This window comes from Bacillus manliponensis (assembly GCF_000712595.1).
Taxonomy (GTDB): Bacteria; Bacillota; Bacilli; order Bacillales; family Bacillaceae_G; genus Bacillus_A; species Bacillus_A manliponensis.
In genome coordinates this window covers 22363-42632 of the sequence record NZ_JOTN01000016.1, presented here as the reverse complement: position 1 = coordinate 42632, position 20270 = coordinate 22363, and the positions used below count along the sequence as shown (strand labels likewise).

Here is a 20270-nt window from a genome sequence, read left to right as displayed (position 1 = left end):
TATATTTTTTCAAGTTCGTAATTTAACAATAAAAATCACAATATATGCAGCACATTTTATTGACAAAATGTAACAGAAGAAGTAGATTTTATTAATTTATTACTTGAATTAATTTTTAAATACAGTATGTGAAATTTTATTTTTTAACTTCGTAACATACACCATCTTAAAAATGATATAATATGGAAAACTACCTTTATGCATGAAATAGACTCACTCCCAAGAAATAGGTCCTTTCTCATTTCAAATCGAAAACCTTGGAGGAAATCATTGTGAAAAACCATTATTTACTCGGTGTTTATAAAGGCGCTACTTCTGAAATCCATTTAGATGAACGCATTACAGATTTTCACTTCCACTGCATGAAACGAGAAATACAAATAAATGACAACTCCCGTTACACCCTTCTACTAGCAGAAATTGATACGCATTTAAATGTTGGTATGACTGATCAATTTCACTTATTTACAAAGAAACTACAGACTCTTCCTATTAATGAACATTGCTATTTTATATATGATTACAAAACTAGAAAACAAGTAGCCGAACCTTCACAACTTTGCTTCCCACTTATAAAAATTGAAACATCCGTTTTCAAGCTAGAAAATATCATTCAAACGATGAAAGATGTGAAATATCCTATGTTTGTCGGATTTAAAGTATCCCAAACAAATTCTCTGTCCTCTATCGTTATGGAAATAACTCTCTCATCTCAACTTCTTGGTATATTACATACAAATAAAGCTCTTTCCTATAATGAATTAAAAGATGATGCAGAATATTTATATTTACAAACTATGACATCTTTACTTTCCAAAAAAGAAATCACAAATAAAGTTTTGTCTAGCAATCTATTACAAACAACAAGTTCTGTTAACTACATGTAAGAAGTTAATTTTTCATGTCTATTCACTATGCAAATAATACTATTAAAAAGGAGAATAATTATGAAACTTACAGGTAAAGTTGCTGTCATAACAGGCGGCGCCCAAGGGATCGGAGAAGCAATCGTCCGCCTTTTCGTTCAAGAAGGTGCGAAAGTTGTCATCGCTGACCTTTCTCATGAAGGAGAAAAATTGGCTAACACATTAAACAATACGGGTAGCGGAGCTTGTTTTATAAAAACTGATGTTTCTAAAGAAACCGATATTCAAAACCTAGTTCAAGAAACCATCAATCGTTTCGGAAAACTTGACATTATGGTTGCCAATGCAGGAATTGCTGAAGATGTACCTATTCATAAACTTAATCTTGAGCACTGGCAAAAAACAATTGATATTAACTTAACTGGTGTATTTTTAAGTGATAAATATGCGATTGAACAAATGCTGAAACAAGAATCTGGTGGTGTAATCGTAAATATGGGCTCTATACTAAGTCATGTTGGTCAAGTCAATACAACATCATATACAGCAGCAAAAGCCGGTGTCGCTAACTTAACGAGAACACTTGGGGTCACGTATGCAAAACGAGGTATACGCGTAAATGCGGTATGTCCAGGTTACGTTGACACACCTCTTCTTAATGATGTAAATAATGAAACAATAAATAAGTTAATTACAGCTCATCCAATTGGTCGCCTTGGTCGCCCCGATGAAATTGCAAAGGCGGTACTCTTTCTAGCTAGCGATGATTCTTCATTTATGGTAGGAGCTAATTTACTCGTAGATGGTGGCTATACCGCTCAATAAAATGTATGTAATCTGCTGAACAAAAAATAAGCCGGTTCTTTTTTTGAACCGGCATTTTTTATTTCTAATGTAACAAACTGTAATCAAACTTCGATGATTATTGGAAGAATCATCGGTTTCCTTTTTGTCTGTGAATATAAGAACTGTCCCAGTTTTTCTTTTATTTCTCTCTTTAACACATTACGTTGATGAATATTTGCTTTTTGTAAATTGTTAATTGTTGTTACAACAAGTTGATTTGCTTCTTTTAACAACTTTTCTGAATCACGAACATATACAAAGCCACGGGAAATTGTGTCCGGCCTTGAAATCATTTTCCCTTCCGCTTTACTAAGCGTAATCACAATCACAAGCATACCATCTTCAGAAAGCTGCTTTCGATCACGTAGAAGTGTATGTCCAACATCGCCAATACCTAAACCATCTATATATACATTTCCTGCAGGTATCCTTCTAGTTTGAATTGCTACTTGGTTACGAATATCTACAACATCGCCATTTTTAATAATAAAAATATTATCTTTATCAACACCAACAGACTGCGCCAATAAGCGATGATGATGCAACATTCTAAATTCACCATGAATAGGAATAAAATATTTCGGTTTCATTAACGTAAGCATTAACTTTAATTCTTCTTGATAAGCATGTCCGGAAACATGCATTCCCGACGAACTTCCCGATCCATAAATCACATGTGCTCCTAGCGAAAATAAATTATCTACAATGTGAGAAACATTACGCTCATTTCCAGGTATAGGAGTTGCAGCAATAATAACTGTATCTTCAGGTAAAACATCGACTTGTCGATAGTTTCCGCTCGCTAAACGTGCTAAAGCTGCCATCGGTTCACCTTGACTACCTGTACAAAGAACTGCTACTCTGTCTGGATTCATTTGATTGATATCATGTGCCTCAATTAACATCCCTTCAGGAATATGTAAATAACCTTGCTCCATTGCAACAGATACTACATTTACCATACTCCGCCCAAGCAGCGCAAGCTTTCGATTTGTTTTTAAAGCAGCATCAACTACTTGCTGTACCCGGTTTACATTAGAGGCGAAAGTAGAAATAAAAATTTTTCTATGAGCCTTCATAAAAGCTTCTTCAATATGCTCACCAACATGTCTTTCTGATGGCGTAAATCCTGGTCGCTCTGCATTCGTACTTTCAGAAAGAAGAGCCAAAACACCTTCACTACCGATTTTAGCCATTTTATGAATATCCGGATATTGCTTATTTACAGGAGTAAGGTCAAATTTGAAATCACCTGTATGCACTACCGTACCTTCTGGTGTATGAAAAGCAATTCCAAGACATCCAGGAATGCTATGATTCGTATTGAAAAAAGTAAGGCGAATCTGCCCAAACTCTACTGATGATTCGGAGTTAATTGCAAACAACTGTGTAATATCTTGAATTTCATGTTCCTTTAACTTCACTTCAATTAATCCTAACGTTAGTCGCGTTGCATAAATGGGTACATTTAATTGCTTTAGTAAATAAGGAATACCTCCAATATGATCTTCATGTCCATGCGTGACAACTAAAGCACGAACTTTCTCTTTATTGTCTTGTAAATATGTAATATCAGGTATAATCAAATCAATCCCTAATAAGCTTTCATCTGGAAACTTAGAACCACAGTCAATAATGATAATATCGTCTCCATACTGCAATGCATACATATTTTTCCCTATCTCATTTACACCGCCTAAGGCTAAAATAGATAGCATATTTTCTGCTGTCTCCAAGAGTCATACCTTCCTTCTTCACAACATTATATTTCTAACACATATCTTCAATCAGAATCTTGAATATTATTCCTTTATATCTATTCAATTCCACAATATAAGTATTAGAAGAAGTTTATATTTAAATTCTGAATCCCTATAATATAGCTATCTCTTCTATAAGTTACAATCCCTAGATTATAATGTAAAATATATTGAAATACAAAATATTCAATTTATGTTAAAATATCCTTAAACATTAAATTTAAATATTCAGGAGAAAAGGAATGCAAACGAAAGTAAATTTTGAAAGCGTATCACAAAAAAAATTAACAAGATTCATTGTTTATCTCGTATTATTTTATTTGCTATGGACTTTAAAAGAATTGCACTTATTTAACTTGCCTCAAACAAACGATACATTATCTGCTATATTAAGCGGACTCATAAAGATCCTTATATGGATTATACCTATCTGGTTATACATAAAATACTTTTTACACACAAGCCCTTCCGATTATCTCAAATTAAATCAAAATGTGGGGAAAGGTATATTTTGGGGTATTTTTCTATCACTTCTTCTTGGATTATACTTTGTAGTTAACATTTATATCATCAATGAGCAAACATTTGATTTCTCTTTATCACTGCATCATTATTTAAATGTCTTTCTATTAGTTGGTATTACGGAGGAACTTGTATTTCGTGGGTTTGTATTACAAGAAATTAATAAACGAATATCATTTTTAGGGGCCAACATTCTCTCAGCGTTACTTTTTTTATTCATCCAATACCCGATTTGGATATACGATGGCGTATTTTTTCATCTTGGAACGCACATATACGTCTTTCTTGTTGGGCTTATATTTGGTTTTATCTTTAAGAAAACAGGCTCCTTATGGTCAGTTATTATATTACATTCGTTTCATAACTTCTTTTTATTACTTATATAAAATAACCCGGCTTAGAATAAGTCTAAGCCGGGTTTCTTTTCATTATCTTGTACGTGAACGTTTCTGCCTAGATTGTCCGCCACGCTTTTTTTGCTCTGAAGATGGGTACTTCTTCTTTTTATTATCTGAGCTACTTCGTTTATCTTTTTTGCTGTACTGATCTGTTTTTTGCTTTGGCTTTGGCTTCGGTTTTGAATGAGATGTTTGTTTTTTCTCTTGCCTTTTCGGCTTGTCGTCCTTTTTCTCTTCTGTGGTAGGTGACTCAATTACTTGTCGTTGTATTGTTGTGCGAATCCCTTTTTCAATTTCCTGTAAGTATCCCTTGTCTTTCGACGCAACCAATGTGATTGCTAAACCACTACCTCCCGCTCTTCCTGTACGCCCAATGCGGTGAATGTAACTTTCAACATCTTCTGGAATATCGTAGTTAAATACATGCGTTACACCATCAACATCTAATCCACGTGCCGCTACGTCCGTTGCAATTAAGTATTGACTTTCTGCATCGCGGAAACGTTTCATGACACGTTCGCGTTTTCCTTGTGATAAGTCACCATGCAGTTCGTCACAATTATAACCGTATCCTTTTAACGCTTCATACAATTTATTTGCACGACGTTTTGTACGGCAAAAAATAACAGCAAGAAACGGCTGATCTCTATCTATTAAATAACGAAGCGTATCTTGTTTCGCTCTATCTGTCGTCTCGACAACACGTTGTTTAATGTTCGTTACTGTTACTTCTGCATGCTGAATTTTAATAATTTCAGGCTTATTCATGTAACGCTTTGCAAGCGACTGAATTTGTTTTGGCATCGTTGCTGAAAATAGCATTGTTTGTCTCGTAGATGGCGTCTGCTCCATAATCTCTTCCATCTCTGGTAAGAAACCAAAGTGGAGCATTTGATCAGCCTCATCTAATACAAGCATCGAAACCTTTGAAAGCTCAATTGTTTCACGGCGCACATGATCTAATAAACGACCTGGCGTTGCAACAACAATATGTGTACTTCCTTTTAACTTTCTCATTTGCTGCGCAACATCTTGACCACCATATATCGCTAATACATTCACATCATCTATATGAACAAGTAATTTCTCAATTTCCGTTGTAATTTGCAGTGCTAATTCTCTTGTTGGCGCTACAATTAATGCTTGAACATGAGTTGCCTCTGAGTCAATCTTTTCAATGATTGGCAATGCGAATGCTAACGTTTTTCCCGTTCCTGTTTTCGCTTGTCCGATAATATCTTTTCCTTCTAACACAACCGGAATTGCTTTTTCCTGAATAGGAGTTGGCTCAGCAATACCATTTTCTCTTAATGTTTTATATAATGTTTCATGGACTCCTAATTGTAAGAAATCTTTCAAATATATCACTTCTTTTCTTCTTTTTTCACACTGAATCTCTATTGTACCACTTGTTAGCTTAAATACGAAAAAAAGTTCTCTTTTTTGAAGAGAGAACTCTTATTTCCTTCAGCAAACAGAAATTCTCATCTGCGATTGCAAACATACCAACATATTTTTCATATCTCGTTCTTTATACGGATTTAGACAAGCAATTTGAATCCAGTTATTTTCTTTTAAATAAGCGGATTCATAATGTATAACGAATCCTTGCAGAACTAACATATCCCCTACTTTTGTAGATGAAATCCCTCTCGGCAATTCAACCGTTATAATGACTGGTCCCCTGTATTCTTTCTCCGTAACTATATGAAGTCCTATATTTTTAATTTCTTTTTGTAAAAACTCATGCGTAGCAGCTACCTGATTGTATACCACATCATCTTCAAATCTCTTTAGCGCTTCATGTAAAGCAAAAATAAGATTCCAAGAATGCGAATATGGAATACTTTCATTTGTTGCATATTCCCCAATATCCATGTATTTCGGAATATTTCCATTCGGCTCAACATGATGATTATGAAATACAAATGACAAGCCCGTATATGCACCAATTGCTTTTCCGCTTACTCCACTTGCTAAATATACATCTTTTAAATCAAGCGGAATTGCTCCAATTGAGCTAATACAATCAACACATATTTTCACACCATACTGTTTACATAATTTAATTATCTTTAACAATTCATTCAGCATACCTGTTGATGTCTCATGATGGACAAACCATAACCATTCATAATTTCCACCTGTAAGCAGCTGTTCCATTTCTTCATAAGAGAACGGTACTCCCATGGCAGTTTCATATGTATCAAATGAAAGATTTGCTCTTAAAGCATGCTGCGTAAGGCGGTTGCCAAACTCACCATTTTTTAAAATGAGTCCGTGACTACGTAACGACTGAAGCTGTAAAGCAATTGCATCATTTGCCAACGTTCCTGTTCCAAATAGCACTTGTACGTCAGTAGCTTTTGTCATACGTAGTAGCTGCTTTTGAACCTGCTTCATTGTCACTTTACATTGATTTGAACGATGAGAAATTGGAATAGACGCAAAAGCATTTTGTACACCTGGCATAATCTCAACCGGACCTGGCAAGTACGTATACTCTTTATTTACAATTTTTGCGATTTTTGACTGTGCAAATAACTGTGGTGTAATGTACATCGGTTGAAACGCTGCTTCCTCTGTTCCAACCAATGTAGAAAATGGCTGAAAACCAACTTGTTCATATAACTGAATTTCACGCGTTGTACCAGAAATAATAGCCATATCGTATCCTTGCAAAAGTAGATAACGATGCAAAAACCTTCCGAGCCCTAATAAAGCCCGTCCGTTGCGATACTCCTTTTCTACAGCTAATAATCGAACTTCATATAAAACGTGCGCACGTTCTGGTAATATCTCATCTAAGTTATGAATTTTATAATCAAGTGAAAATGGGCGCTGTCCTCGCACAGCCACCATGCCAACGATTTTCTCGTTATCTAAACAGATTAAATATGTATTTTCCTCATGAAACCGGTCAATTCGAATTTTCTCGTCTGTCTCCTCATGCTGTGGAATTTCTTCTACGAATGTTTTGTAGTTAAGCTTATGAATTTGCTCAAACTCCCATGCTTGATCTGCAACTTTATACGTTAATCCCATTCTATAAACTCCTTTATTTTCTATGTGCATATGAAATAAACCCTATAATAAGTAATGCGAGCATAATGCAAGCCATTGTGTAATCAAAAACAAGCATAACAATTGGTAAGCTAGTAATTGTTAGTAAGCCTGCTTTCGTAAAACTCCTACTTAGCGCATATAATACAACAAATAAGGCAGCGAGAGTAAGTGTTACCAAGATATCAAGGACAAGCAATCCTCCAATAAAAGTTGATATCCCTTTTCCCCCTGAAAACTTTGTCCAAATTGGATAGAGATGCCCAAGTATAACTGCTAACAAAGAAAGAAATAGAAAACTCTCTTCTTCTGATACAAAAGTGGCAATATAGACAACAATTGCTCCCTTCAATGCATCGCCAACAAATGTAACAGCAAAGTACCCTTTTCCATATACACGTCCCATATTTCTTGCGCCAGGATTCCCGCTCCCAAGCTCACGAATATCGGCATGATGTTTCCATTTTGTAAGGATATAAGCTGTTAAAATCCCTCCTATCGCATAAGCCACTAATACATATAACAATCCGTTCATACTTATCATGTTATCAATCTCTTTCTATAATCAAATATCCCTTACACTCTACAGTATTACTTTATTATTTTCCACATTTTTCTTTATTTTCCTGTACAAAAAAAGACATCGGAATATATCCAATGTCTTTTTTTAACGTTTAAATTTTTCTTTCGCTGCCTTCATCTTTACTTGCAAATCATGGTCAACAGCGTTGTGAATATTTTGTTCTACTTCTTCCATCTCTTTTTGAAACTTCTCCAAATATGTTGCAAGTTCTTCTTCTTTCGCTGCACGCTGTGATGATGGAATTTGTGCGACAAGTGATAACATTGCAACTAAATCCTTCATTAAAAATGTCTCGAGCTTATGTTGTTCTTCAAATAAGCGATTTTCTTGGTAATAAGGGAGTGCTTGTAATACAGAGATTGTCACGTCATCAATTGTCTTTTGCAGTGACGGGCTTACTGAACGTTTATATCTTTCAATCTCTTTTAACGCATCTGGATAACGATCATAGAAATACAATTTATAAAATGAAAAATCATTTTGCGTCGTTGATTGCTGTACTTCTTTACGTAAAAAATCTTTTACCTTTGACGCCGTTACATCTATATCTTCACTTGTAATTGACTTTGTTGTTTTTGCTGCACCATGTAATTTCTTTTGTCTGCCTTTTGGCAGTGCAGAGAAAACACGCTCTTTCGTTCGTTCATTCGCTGCGCAAAATAGTACTGTAAGAACCTTTTGTTCTTTTTCTCCCTCTGTTCGAGCCCAGCGATAAAAGACTGGATGCTTTGTAAATTCTTTTAAAAACGGTGTTGATTGATGTGATAGCTGCTGAATGGACTCTGTTCCTCTTTTATATGGCTTTGTCCATGATAGAATGAACTTTCTTCCAAAATAAACAAGTAAACCAATTGCCGTGATCCCTAGTAGCAAAAAGATTCCAATCAATAGCAAAACAAATTCAAAAAATCCCATTGTTTCACCTCCCTACAATGTTTATTTTATTGGACGTTGAATCAGCTTTTGTTTCATTTCATCATTAAACGTATCTAGCTCAATTACAAACTTCTTACTTGATTCAATAATACGCTCAGTTGATTTTTCAGATGCTTCAATTGCTGCAAAGACATTTTGGAATGATTCACGAAGTTTTTCCATTCCAATTGCTGGGTTTTCAAGTAAGCGTGTTGTTTCTTCTGTATTTTCTTTTAATGCACGTGAATTACTTAATACCATCGATTCAATTGCTTCATTTGTTGCATTCACTGCATCAATTGTTTTACGCTGATTCGTTAATGCAAGCTGGATCGCAGCTGATACAGTGACAACATTTTGCGTCATCGTAATCGCATTTCGAATTGCTTCTGATAACTTTTCGTTGTTTTTCTTAATAATATCAACTGATGCAATCGACTGAAGTAATACACTTTTCGCCTGTTGCATATTACGTGTACGAACTAAAATTTTCTCTAGTGCATCGTTAATTAATGGTGTATCCTTTTGTCTTTCTGGATTTTGCTTTTCTGCTTCAAGCATACTAGCTAATTTCTTACCTAAATATACTTGCTTATCCAGTGCATGAATTTTTTGTTGTGACTGTTCTTTTAACATTTCAAGCCCAACTGTATCTTCTTGTAAATTATCGCGTCCTACTAATAATGAACGAATAATTTCCTCAATTTGTTTATCAATGGATTGATATTTATGAACATAGTTTTCAAGTGGATTTTTCTTGAACACTTTATACATCATACGCTTCATACCAGTTACTTGTAATGAATTTGGATTTAACTCTGACACAACTTTACGTAAATCCAGCAATGTGTTTGGAATTTCATCATTTTTTCCATTCATCATCGCTGATACTGGTCGTTTTAACGCCGATAATGTTTGCCCTGCATCACGTTGTTCTTTATCTCCTAAATCAGCAAGCTGTGATAATACTTTTGAAAGATCCGCATTATGTTCACTATTTAACTGTTTTACATATAAATCAGCTTCTTTATTTAGTTCTACTAATTCTTCTTCTTTAATAACAGTATCAACTGCTGTTTTTACATCCTCTTGTGATGATATAATGTCGTTTCTTTGTAATTCAGTCAATACAAATCTCTCCTTTATATTATGCGTACATCACACGCATGTATATCATTTTCATATAGTATCGTTAGCTTATCATATTCAAAAACACGCAACAATGTAGTCATGTGTATGACAGAAAAACAAGTATAAAAATGTCATATTTCATGATTTTTTCCTACTATTGCAGTCATTCCCTGTTTTGTATCATAAGTATACCTGTTTAAAACTTTATTGTCCTCAGACTTAAGACTGAGTCTTTTCTACACCCGAGTCTGATTCTTTCCGAACGAAATATGCTCCTGTTCCTAAAGGAACTAATACACCTTTAAAAGTTTCATCCTCTTTAATGAGACGAAAAAAAGGCTGTAACTCTTCTTCGTGAGAAATTGCATTATCAATGACAATAAGACCACCTGGCATTAAAATACGCTTTATATTTTCCCACCACCATACGTATTGTGTACGTTCTGCATCTAGAAAAATGAAATCATATAACTTAGGAGGCTGTACTTCTAAAAAAGCTCCCGCTTCTTGATGATGAATATCGATTTGATTTGTGAAGTTTGCTAGCTTGAAGTTTTCTAAAGCTTGTGAGATACGATCTGATGAAAGTTCAACTGTTGTAACTGTTCCACCATTTTCTTTTGCTGCACTTGCAAGCCATAGTGTAGAAAATCCATTTGATGTACCAATCTCTAATATTTTCTTTCTATTACACCCTTTTACAAGAGTAAATAAAAATTGCCCCATATCTCGAGAAATATTCCGAAATCGTTCTTCTCGTTTCGTTTTTACGCGATCATGCTCTACCCCAAACTTTTCAAGTTGCAATAGTAATTGATCTAGTTCCAATCCATAACACCACCATTCATAAAGATTTTCGCAATGACATGGTTGCTTACTTATTTACAATTATATGCTATTCCAAAACATTTTTCCTGTCTTTCTGAAACAATTCAAAAAAAACCTTGTTAAATATATTACATAAAGTAACAATCTAACAAAGCTTTTTTATATCATTACTTATTTAAAACTCGGATAAAATCGGATACTTATACCCAGCTAACTCTTTAACATATTTACCTTTAACCATTAAAGATTTCGCTGATGTATATGTTTTTACTTTTGTATTTTCAACACCCAATTGATCTGGATAAAAATAAAAGTTAATCTCTGAGAATGCTTCTTTAATTTCTGCGCATACTTCATCAAGTACAGGGATAATTGGAGCATATACACCGTATAATTTTAATACTTGATCTACCACTTCATATATGACAATTGCATCCAAATTATTTGAGTAATATAATTTATCGTTCCATTTATCAGACTTCATATTTAAATAAGAAGAAACTTGGTGATTTAACGAGGAAAACTCTCTAGAAAGAGACTGTCCTTCTTCTAATATTTCCTGAATCAGTTGTAGATCTTCTTCCTCTTTACAATTGAGCTGTTTTAACGGTGATTCCACTATGTGCTCTTTCTCATAAGACATGCTCATTATTTGCTGTGGTATAACTTGAAAGTCGAATGATGTATATAAGTCTGGATGTTCTGTAAATACAAAAATATTTTCATATTTTCCATTTACGTTTTCTAATAAATTATGAATTAAATGTTTCATCATATCTTTTTCATAACATTCTGAATTAGATAAAATACAATGAACACCTACTGATTTTGTATACACGTGATTTATAATCATGGGTAAAGCAAAAGTTGTTACGCTCGCACTAATTTTATTTTTTTGAACATATGCTAATCTATCACATGTATTTTCATATAACTTTTGTAATGCTTGGGCAGGTATATGTAGCATTTCTTCCCAAAAATCATACAATTGCTCTTTCGTTGGTTCTTCAAGTTCATAATCACTATAAAGTGTACAATTCCCCATGTTGTTCCTCCACAATTTCCTTTAACAATATTATTTAAACATCGATGTTTTTATATAAAAAGGTCTTACAACTGACATACTAACATAAAAAATAAAAAAATAAATCGTATTTACAAAAAATTTAAAAACAGAAATTAAATCCGAATAAATAGATATAACATTATAGAAATACTACCCTACCTACTATTACTATTTTAGAAAAGAAATAATCCTTTGTTCCTATACAATGTTTTCTTTATACTTTCAAAAGATTATTTCCAACGTACTAGTTTTTATTGAAACCTCTTCTTTTCATTCGCAATTTAAACGAATAACTTCGGCGGCTCGTTCATTTGAAATGAAATTTCATTTTATTTCAAATTTATAACTTCCCACGACTTGATATGTACATCTTTTTGTTGTATGATAAGTACATAAGAATAGTAATTAAGCGAACAATCCACTTCACATATTATCAAGCATCAATTAGGGATGATATGCGTTCCTTATGGGTTTTTGATAATATGTGAATTTTTATTTTATACGAAATAAGACGGATCATATTACTTTTATTTTTTTATTTTTAGGAGGCATTTACCATGACATTAACAGGTAAAGTAAAATGGTTTAACAGCGAAAAAGGTTTCGGTTTCATCGAAGTTCCAGAAGGTAACGACGTATTCGTTCACTTCTCTGCTATCACTGGCGACGGCTTCAAAACTCTTGACGAAGGTCAAGAAGTTAGCTTCGAAGTTGAAGAAGGTAACCGCGGACCTCAAGCTAAAAACGTTGTAAAGCTATAATTTAAGCTAAAAAAAGGTTGTTAACACTGAAAGGTTAACAACCTTTTTACTTATATAAACAAATATCTTCACATAAAAGGAGTGGTCTCATGTATCGAAATAAAAAGAACGATGTGACAGAAGTAGCACCAGAGCAAGTCCCTGTTTGGGAATGTGGATCAGAAGAATGTTTAGGATGGATGCGAAAGAACTTCTCATTTGAAGAAGAACCAAAATGTCCTTTATGTGGAAGTGAAATGACAAGTGGTGAACGTTTACTACCGAGATTAGGGTAATGCCCAATCCCCTTGCAAAAAATCTTTTCCAAGGGGATTTCTTTATTAGGAGTAACAACATAAAGAGTTGGACTATTCATCTCTCTTACACCGTATGATATACAATATAGTGTAAAATGAGGTGATTGTATACAACACATTTCTACTTCGCTTGTCGTTACGATCCTTTCATTTGGAGGATTATTAGTTGGCGGATCTGCTGGTTTTGTAGCAAAACAGTTTATCTTAAATAAAATGAACCGATTATACGCATTATGTGGTGGACTACTACTAGCACTTCTTATACTAGAAATTATCCCCGAAACATTTTCTACTTTTCATCTTATAGGTCCTTTACTAGGTATTATACTTGGCGTGTTATTTATGATTATTATCCATTCTTTCTCGCATTCGTCGCATTCAACTAAACAACAACCTTTGCAAACTTTTTTGTTTTTATCACTCGCTATTTTTATTCACAATATACCAAATGGTATTGCATTAGGCGCTGCATTTGCAAGTGATAGTACAATTTCTAACTCATTACTACTCGCAATTATCTTTCATCATATCCCAGAAGGTTTAGCACTCATCATTCCCTTTTTCTTCACACACTATCGATATCCTTTCTTCCTCCTTATCATTTTTCTATTATCCGCTACACTTGGGTTTAGTACAATTGTTGGCAACACACTTGGGGATGCAACGACTCATTTACAAGGAATTATTATGGGCAGCGCGATTGGTTCATTATCATATGTAACGTTACAAGAGATGCTGAAAAAAGCATATAACAGTATGACGATTAGTTCTTTTTTTATCTGGGTATTAATTGGTTTTTTTATTGTAAATATGTATATTCGCTTTCTTGTTCATCATTAAAAGTCGCACCTGTAAACTTAGACAGGTGCGACTTTTTAAAATTCAACTAAAAATGAATGTTTTTCTTCATCTATACAATTTGCACTTCGCTCTTTATAATTTTTCTACGTTACCATTTGAAATGCTTCTTCTACAGACACGCACTTCACTTCTAAACTTTCCTCACTCGTTGTGACAATTCCTCCAACGGGCTTTCCAACAAATAAAATATCTTCATTTTGAATAACAACAGAAGTACACACAATATGCTTAGGATGTAGTATTTCTCCCTTTATATCACTACCCATTCACGTACAAATGGAACTTGTTTACCTTGTATTGAAATTGTATATTCCGATACGTTTGCTTGACGATATAAATATGTAAAATCTCCATCTACGTACTTTTGATGAGCTTCTTCATCTTCCCATAATGAAATAACAATAAAACGGTTTGTTTCAGAAACCGACTTCCCAACAATCCCACCTAACATTCCATCTTGCTTATTCATTCCTTCATTCCAAACTGTTTCTTGTATATGTAAGAACTGATCTTCTTTTCCCTTTTCCACATCACAAATAGCCACTCTTATGAAAGAGCACTTCCCTAGTCCGTGTGTAAATGAAACGTTTGATATCGAAAATAGTGATTGATATAGTGTTGTTTTACATGATGTATATGTAAGCTGTTGCTGTCCTCTCTCTAGCACTGCATCATGTATATTGTTCATAAAATTTTGATATGCATTCATATGTTCCCATACAGAAAATATACAAGCTTCATTTCCATCCCATCCACCAACTTGTCCGTGAAAACCTTCTACATGTCGCAAAGTATTCCACTCCTCTTGTGCGGTAGAAAAAGCAGATTGATGTTCTTGCTCTACTTCACATATAATTGTTTTAATAAGCATAAGTTCCCTCCTGTGTGATGCGTATGTTTTGAAAATGATTTATTTACATAATATTTTTATCGTTTATGAAATATATAAATCTATTCAATATTATATCAAACATGGGTTTAATAGTCTAAATTATTAGAATAAACAGTTTTGCGTTATTTAATTTATGGTTATATGTAGAATTTTTTATTCTATAGGGATGGAGAACAATTATAAGAACAATCGAAGTTAACTATGATGAACTTTTTTGAACTAAAAAAGAAAATTGATGAGCCTGGTTTTATGCTATATGAACCTGTTGACGAGTACTATTTATACAAGCTACTCATAAACAAAAAACTTTCTCAACCCTCTCTACATAGACTTTAGCAGCAACTACTGATAAGATTTAATTGTAAACTCCTTAACGGATTACATTATCTAGTCAAGGGCCCTATTTCAAATAGGGCCCTTTGACTTTCTTTTTATTTCTCAACGTATAAAGTATGGAATCGAAAACATATTTTTGTTAAGCTATATGTATCTCTCCGATATGCACAATGTGTAACTATGCCAAAAGGCCTGCTTATAGCAGGTCTTTTTTCCATGAAATTTCCTCTTCCCTTTCCATTTCATAAAGTGAAACTTCACTCAGTAGGGGTTTTCTTCATCCCCTACTGAGTGTCAGCCCGACCAATCGGGCTTTAGCGGGATAAAAAGCCTCAGCCTATTTATGATTTTTAATAGACTTAGTATAATGAAAAGATGGAGGTGAAATAAATGGATTGGTTATTATCACAATAAAAATACAACTTAAGATGAGTACTAATATGAATAAAGCGTATATAGAATTCCTGTCATATAAAATATATACAAAAAATCAAAACAGAAGAAACTTTCATCACTACTCACTTACATATAAAAAACCAATCTATTTATAATAATGAATAAAAGAAGATGGAGTGAACTGGCTTTAATCGCAGGTTTAATTATTGTCGTTCTAACAACTGATTATAAAAATCCTGATGGCGTTGACTATTTAGGAATTGTTGCAACATTTACCATTCCTATCGCACTAATATTAGCTGTAGTTATGTACATTCAGGAAAGGAAAGAGAAGAAACAATAGTTCTTTTTTCTTTCCTCACTCATTAATTTATATGCTTATACACAAATTAAAGAGTCCCTACTAATGAATCATTAGTAGGGACTCTTCTTTCCTATCTTTACTTCACCACAAACCTCGTCGTACTACATCCATCTTTCCTTTTCGTTACTTCTAGTACAGCTGGCATCGCATTTTTTAATTCTTGTACGTGTGAAATTACACCGATGAAACGGCCTGATTTCTGTAGATCAATTAGTGCATCAACTGCTTTTGTTAATGACTCTTCGTCTAATGAACCGAATCCTTCATCAATAAACATCGTTTCAATTGAAATTCCACCTTCATATGACTGAATAATATCAGCCATACCGAGCGCTAAGCAAAGTGATGCGTTAAACTTTTCTCCACCTGATAATGTTTTCACATCACGTGTTTGTCCTGTGTAAGCATCATATACATCAAGACCAAGTCCACTTTGACGATTTCGTTTTTCAACACGTTCACTTCGTTTTAAGTAAAATTGTCCATTGGATAGCTTACGAAGTCTTTCGTTTGCTACTTGTACAATTTGTTCTAGATATTCAATTAAAATGTATCGTTCAAATGAAATACGACTTTCATTGTCACCTTTCATTACTTCGTATAAATCAACAAGTTCTTGGAATGCACTTTCTTCTTCGTGAATTTGTTCATCAATACGGCGGATGTTTTCATGCAAATTAACAACATATTCCATCGTACCTTTTGCAGCTTGTCTTTTTTCTTTTACAATATCGAGTTCAATTTCAAGATTACTTACTTGTTCTGCTAATAAAGTTAAGTCCGCCCATACTTTTCCTTGTAGCTGTTCTGTTAACTCTTCTACTTGCTTTATTAATGCTTGTAAAGAAGAATGGTAAGACTGAATATGATTTTGAAGTTGTTCTCGTTCCATTTCTGATAATTTTGCTTCTTTATACGATTGCTGATCTATAAATCCTGCTTGTTCTAATGCAGCAATAAAACGGTGATAGTTTTCTTCTTTCTTTTCACTTGCTACAGCAAATTGCTTCATACTCGCTTCGTACTCTGCCTCTACACGAATGTTTTCATTCATTAAGCGTTGGTAATTTTCTTGGGCTTGCTTCCAAGCTAATTCAAAGTGTTGTAACTGAGAAGTTATTATTTCATAATTCTCTTTCCACGCTTGCATCGTTTGTAATTCATTTGGAATTTTTTGTTGATCATTTTCAAATGATGTGCGAAGTTGTACATGTTCCATTTCAATACGATGCAATGAATTTTCTACTTCATGTTTTTGCTTTTGAATTGTTTCCAGCTTTTCATCTAACTGCTGAACTTGCGGCAATAGTTGTTTTCTTTCTTCTTCCTTTTGTTTTAATTCATTTACTTCGGCTGCAAGTTGTTTACCAGTTTGAATGAGTAATGCATAAGCTTCTTGTAAGTTTTCAGCATGATAACCACGTTCTACCACTTCTTTCCTACATTGTTCATACTGCACTTTGTAGAAGTTCCACTTTTCCTCTACTTGCATATGAAGTTTTTCCGCTTTTATTTTTTGTTCACGTAGTTCATTTAATTCTTTTTCATTAATAGACACACCTTGTTCCGTCGCTTTTTTCGGGTGAGATGTACTACCACACACAGGACAAGATTCCCCATCGTGTAAATGTAACGCTAATTGTCCTGCTTGTTCATTTAACCATTGTTTCTCTAACGTGTCGTAAGCTACTGTCGCTGCATCTTTTCGTTCTTCTGCAACTACCTTTTCTTTTTCATACTGTTGTACTTCTTGCCATACATCATACGCCTGTTTTAACACTTTCGCATCATCGCGCATACAACTTAACTGGTCTAGTTTTGTTACATAATGTGCTAAAGCTGCTTCTAATTCTTTAAGTTTCATAGAAAGCTGTTGCTTTTGCATATTGTTTTTTTCTTGCTCGGCCACTAGATTTTGTATGTTATGTTTTAAGTTTATGATTTGTTCTTCGCACTGCTGTAACTTCAATTTCTTATCTGCTAACGAAGCAATGATTGGTTGTAACTCCTCAAGCTCTTGTACATTTCGCTTCTTTTCTTCACGCACAGCTTCTTTTTGCTTTTCTTCCTCATACTGTTTTGTTGCTTCTTTATAAGCTACATCTGTTTGTTCTTTTTTTGTACGAACATTTTCTAATACTTGCTCGGCTTCTTTCACACTTTGCATTGCCTCTTCATACCACTGCTCAAATGGTAATAGTCTACTTGCTTGCTCTGCTCTCTTAAATCGTTCTTCTTTCTCTTCAATTACTGATCGTTCGCTTTGTAATTCTTCATAGCGCTTCTTTTTTACTTCTAGTTCTTCTAGCCTATCATTTATTGCTTTTGCGGCATGGTAGCGTGTTTCTAACTCTTTTAATTGTGTGAGTTGCACGCGTTGTTTTTCCTCTAATTGACTTAGTACATGCTCGTAAAATGTAAGTTCTTGCTGCAGCGCTTCTACCACTTGATGTGTATTTACATATTCTTGTGCACTCAATCCTTCTAACAGTGCCCCATCACGAATTGGTAACTGGAATGCGTTGCGAAAATATAACTCACGCTCTTTCAACTTTCCTTGTAATAGTTCTTTCCATTCTTTGCGCTTTTGATCAAGTAGCTCACGCATTAATTTATAGCGATCCGTTTTAAAAATACGGCGTAAAATTTCTTCTTTATTTTCTGTTTCTGACGTCAACAGTTTGCGAAATTCTCCTTGCGGAAGCATAACAATTTGACTAAATTGATGTTTCGTTAATCCTATTAACGTTTCAACTTTTTTATTTACATCTGTAACATGGAAACGATCCACGCAAGGGACATGTTCATCATCAATGACTTCATAAAACTCTATAGCATGACCTGTCACTGTTTTATTTCCTTGTTTTCTATGACCAAGCTGACGTTTTATACAATACGTTTTCTCTTTTAACTGAAATAACAACTCTACACTCGTATACATGTCATCTTCTGCAAATTGACTGCGAAGCATGTTTGTATCATTTCGTTCTTCTCCACTTGCTTCGCCGTACAATGCATAACAAATCGCATCAAAAATCGTCGTTTTTCCGGCACCTGTATTACCAGAAATCGCAAAAATGCGGTGTTCCCCTAATTCATCGAATCTAATTGTTTCACATTGCTTATATGGACCAAATGCTGTCATTATAAGTTGTATCGGTCTCATACTTATTCACCTTCCCGCTTATGTACTTCTTGTAATACTTCTAAGAAGAAACGTTCCTTTTCACTAGACAACTCCGTTCCTTTCATTTCCTTATAAAAGGCTCTCACTAGCGATATATCATCCATCTTATGGCGTGATACAACTTCTTCATTGTTTTCTACTACTTCTCGTCGAAGCATTGCTCGCTCTACATGCATCGCATTTGGATAAACAGAACGAATTTTTTCCATTGGCTGCAACACTGGATTTTCATCTAGTAATTTCACAAATACATAATCTCCACAAACATCATGCTGAAGCAAATCATCTATTTTCGCTTCTACTGTACGCATTGTTCGGCGTGGAGTAAGAAGACGCTTTTCTATCTCAATTTTTCCTTCTCCATCTAATTCCACAATATAATATCCTTTTTTATGATGTTCCTCTGAAATAGAGTATGTAAGTGGTGAACCAGCATAACGAATTGTTTCATCTCGTACGTAGTGCGCTTGATGCAAGTGACCAAGTGCTGTGTAATGGAACTTTTGGAAATAATGGCTATTTACATATTCTGCTCCTCCAATTGATAATGGACGCTCTGCATCACTTGTATTTTTTTCTGCTTCACCAGATGGGGTCACAAATAAATGTCCGACAAAAACGTGTCTTACTTTCGTATCCATTTTCTCTCCAATTTCATTCATGAGTATACGCATTGCATCGTCATGACTACGAACGTCTTCATTTTGCAAAACATGACGAACAATACTTGGGTCCGCATACGGTACTAAATGAAAATGCACCTCGCCATACTCATCATGTAAAATAACCGGATTATATGGATACTGATATTGCCCAGCGATATGTAATCCTTGCTTTTTCATGAGACCACTTCCGAAGTGAATACGATCTGGACTATCATGATTTCCTGCCACAGCGAGCACTGGGGTCTCTAAATCTATCACAATTTTTTCTAATACTTCATTTAATAAATCAACCGCTTCTGTTGGTGGAATTGCTCGGTCATATAAATCTCCTGCAATAATAACGGCATCTGGCTTTTCTTCTTTTACAGCTTGAACAAATTGTTCTAATACGAAGCACTGATCTTCTGTCATATATACACCGTGCACAAGCTTTCCTAAATGCCAATCCGCTGTATGGAAAAATTTCATTTCTTCCTTCCTCTCTATTTGTTAGTTTACAGAATGTAGTGATAGAAGTTGATACTGCAAAATTGT

General features: G+C 34.3%; 18 protein-coding genes. 6 read left to right on the top strand and 12 right to left on the bottom strand.

Translation table 11 applies throughout. From position 1 onward, the window contains the following. Positions 1–272 precede the first annotated feature (272 nt). On the top strand, positions 273–887 hold the full coding sequence (locus tag BAMA_RS16920; RefSeq protein ID WP_034641465.1) for a hypothetical protein: 615 nt from the start codon (positions 273–275) through the stop codon (positions 885–887). Between the two features lie 60 nt (positions 888–947). Continuing rightward, positions 948–1691 (top strand): SDR family NAD(P)-dependent oxidoreductase, encoded by a 744-nt coding sequence (locus tag BAMA_RS16915; RefSeq protein WP_034641464.1) that lies wholly within the window; start codon positions 948–950, stop codon positions 1689–1691. An 83-nt stretch (positions 1692–1774) separates the two neighbouring features. Here BAMA_RS16915 and BAMA_RS16910 read toward each other — a convergent pair whose 3' ends face one another. Then, positions 1775–3430: a ribonuclease J gene (locus BAMA_RS16910; RefSeq protein ID WP_415782911.1), complete on the bottom strand. Its 1656-nt coding sequence runs from the start codon at positions 3428–3430 to the stop codon at positions 1775–1777. 284 nt (positions 3431–3714) lie between these two features. On the opposite strand from BAMA_RS16910, the gene BAMA_RS16905 reads away from it, so the two are divergent. After that, positions 3715–4380 (top strand): CPBP family intramembrane glutamic endopeptidase, encoded by a 666-nt coding sequence (locus BAMA_RS16905; RefSeq protein ID WP_034641459.1) that lies wholly within the window; start codon positions 3715–3717, stop codon positions 4378–4380. Between the two features lie 42 nt (positions 4381–4422). On the opposite strand, the gene BAMA_RS16900 is transcribed toward BAMA_RS16905, so the two are convergent. The 7 genes from BAMA_RS16900 to BAMA_RS16870 form a co-directional block, all read right to left on the bottom strand. Continuing rightward, on the bottom strand, positions 4423–5760 hold the full coding sequence (locus tag BAMA_RS16900; protein ID WP_034641457.1) for a DEAD/DEAH box helicase: 1338 nt from the start codon (positions 5758–5760) through the stop codon (positions 4423–4425). A 99-nt stretch (positions 5761–5859) separates the two neighbouring features. After that, on the bottom strand, positions 5860–7437 hold the full coding sequence (locus BAMA_RS16895) for an aminotransferase class V-fold PLP-dependent enzyme (protein WP_034641455.1): 1578 nt from the start codon (positions 7435–7437) through the stop codon (positions 5860–5862). A 13-nt stretch (positions 7438–7450) separates the two neighbouring features. Then, positions 7451–7999 carry a glycerol-3-phosphate 1-O-acyltransferase PlsY gene (gene plsY / locus BAMA_RS16890; RefSeq protein WP_034641453.1) on the bottom strand — a complete coding sequence of 183 codons (549 nt, stop codon included), beginning with the start codon at positions 7997–7999 and terminating at the stop codon, positions 7451–7453. A 123-nt stretch (positions 8000–8122) separates the two neighbouring features. After that, positions 8123–8953: a DUF3974 domain-containing protein gene (locus BAMA_RS16885; protein ID WP_034641452.1), complete on the bottom strand. Its 831-nt coding sequence runs from the start codon at positions 8951–8953 to the stop codon at positions 8123–8125. A gap of 21 nt (positions 8954–8974) precedes the next feature. Further along, on the bottom strand, positions 8975–10081 hold the full coding sequence (locus BAMA_RS16880; RefSeq protein WP_034641450.1) for a toxic anion resistance protein: 1107 nt from the start codon (positions 10079–10081) through the stop codon (positions 8975–8977). Positions 10082–10303: 222 nt separating this feature from the next. Beyond that, complete coding sequence (locus BAMA_RS16875) at positions 10304–10912, bottom strand: O-methyltransferase (RefSeq protein WP_034641448.1); 609 nt, start codon at positions 10910–10912, stop codon at positions 10304–10306. 175 nt (positions 10913–11087) lie between these two features. After that, positions 11088–11957, bottom strand: coding sequence for a hypothetical protein (locus tag BAMA_RS16870; protein ID WP_034641447.1), 870 nt, complete (start codon positions 11955–11957; stop codon positions 11088–11090). 578 nt (positions 11958–12535) lie between these two features. Here BAMA_RS16870 and cspD point away from each other — a divergent pair. From cspD to BAMA_RS16855, 3 genes are all read left to right on the top strand, one after another. Next, positions 12536–12739 carry a cold-shock protein CspD gene (gene cspD, locus BAMA_RS16865; RefSeq protein WP_034641446.1) on the top strand — a complete coding sequence of 68 codons (204 nt, stop codon included), beginning with the start codon at positions 12536–12538 and terminating at the stop codon, positions 12737–12739. Between the two features lie 89 nt (positions 12740–12828). Further along, a complete protein-coding gene (locus BAMA_RS16860; RefSeq protein WP_034641445.1) occupies positions 12829–13014 on the top strand; it encodes a cold-shock protein in 186 nt (61 codons plus the stop codon). Between the two features lie 129 nt (positions 13015–13143). Then, the gene (locus BAMA_RS16855) at positions 13144–13875 is read left to right on the top strand and encodes a ZIP family metal transporter (RefSeq protein WP_034641440.1); all 732 of its coding nucleotides are present in this window, start codon (positions 13144–13146) and stop codon (positions 13873–13875) included. Between the two features lie 104 nt (positions 13876–13979). Here the strand turns inward: BAMA_RS16855 and BAMA_RS24590 are convergent, their stop codons facing one another. The 4 genes from BAMA_RS24590 to BAMA_RS16835 all read right to left on the bottom strand — a co-directional run bounded on the left by BAMA_RS24590 (position 13980) and on the right by BAMA_RS16835 (position 20204). Then, complete coding sequence (locus tag BAMA_RS24590) at positions 13980–14162, bottom strand: hypothetical protein (RefSeq protein ID WP_162176070.1); 183 nt, start codon at positions 14160–14162, stop codon at positions 13980–13982. Further along, complete coding sequence (locus tag BAMA_RS16845) at positions 14147–14767, bottom strand: DUF4937 domain-containing protein (RefSeq protein ID WP_034641438.1); 621 nt, start codon at positions 14765–14767, stop codon at positions 14147–14149. The genes BAMA_RS24590 and BAMA_RS16845 overlap by 16 nt, the downstream gene beginning before the upstream one ends. 1193 nt (positions 14768–15960) lie before the next feature. Further along, the gene (locus BAMA_RS16840) at positions 15961–19050 is read right to left on the bottom strand and encodes an AAA family ATPase (protein ID WP_034641435.1); all 3090 of its coding nucleotides are present in this window, start codon (positions 19048–19050) and stop codon (positions 15961–15963) included. Between the two features lie 2 nt (positions 19051–19052). Beyond that, positions 19053–20204, bottom strand: a complete 1152-nt coding sequence (locus BAMA_RS16835; RefSeq protein WP_034641432.1) for an exonuclease SbcCD subunit D — start codon at positions 20202–20204, stop codon at positions 19053–19055. Positions 20205–20270 lie beyond the last annotated feature (66 nt).

Coding starts and splice junctions, on each gene's coding strand:
- BAMA_RS16915 (WP_034641464.1), top strand. CDS start 948: ATGAAACTTACAGGTAAAGTTGCTGTCATAACAGGCGGCGCCCAAGGG.
- BAMA_RS16910 (WP_415782911.1), bottom strand. CDS start 3,430: ATGCTATCTATTTTAGCCTTAGGCGGTGTAAATGAGATAGGGAAAAAT.
- BAMA_RS16905 (WP_034641459.1), top strand. CDS start 3,715: ATGCAAACGAAAGTAAATTTTGAAAGCGTATCACAAAAAAAATTAACA.
- BAMA_RS16895 (WP_034641455.1), bottom strand. CDS start 7,437: ATGGGATTAACGTATAAAGTTGCAGATCAAGCATGGGAGTTTGAGCAA.
- plsY (WP_034641453.1), bottom strand. CDS start 7,999: ATGATAAGTATGAACGGATTGTTATATGTATTAGTGGCTTATGCGATA.
- BAMA_RS16885 (WP_034641452.1), bottom strand. CDS start 8,953: ATGGGATTTTTTGAATTTGTTTTGCTATTGATTGGAATCTTTTTGCTA.
- BAMA_RS16870 (WP_034641447.1), bottom strand. CDS start 11,957: ATGGGGAATTGTACACTTTATAGTGATTATGAACTTGAAGAACCAACG.
- cspD (WP_034641446.1), top strand. CDS start 12,536: ATGACATTAACAGGTAAAGTAAAATGGTTTAACAGCGAAAAAGGTTTC.
- BAMA_RS16860 (WP_034641445.1), top strand. CDS start 12,829: ATGTATCGAAATAAAAAGAACGATGTGACAGAAGTAGCACCAGAGCAA.
- BAMA_RS24590 (WP_162176070.1), bottom strand. CDS start 14,162: ATGGGTAGTGATATAAAGGGAGAAATACTACATCCTAAGCATATTGTG.
- BAMA_RS16845 (WP_034641438.1), bottom strand. CDS start 14,767: ATGCTTATTAAAACAATTATATGTGAAGTAGAGCAAGAACATCAATCT.
- BAMA_RS16840 (WP_034641435.1), bottom strand. CDS start 19,050: ATGAGACCGATACAACTTATAATGACAGCATTTGGTCCATATAAGCAA.
- BAMA_RS16835 (WP_034641432.1), bottom strand. CDS start 20,204: ATGAAATTTTTCCATACAGCGGATTGGCATTTAGGAAAGCTTGTGCAC.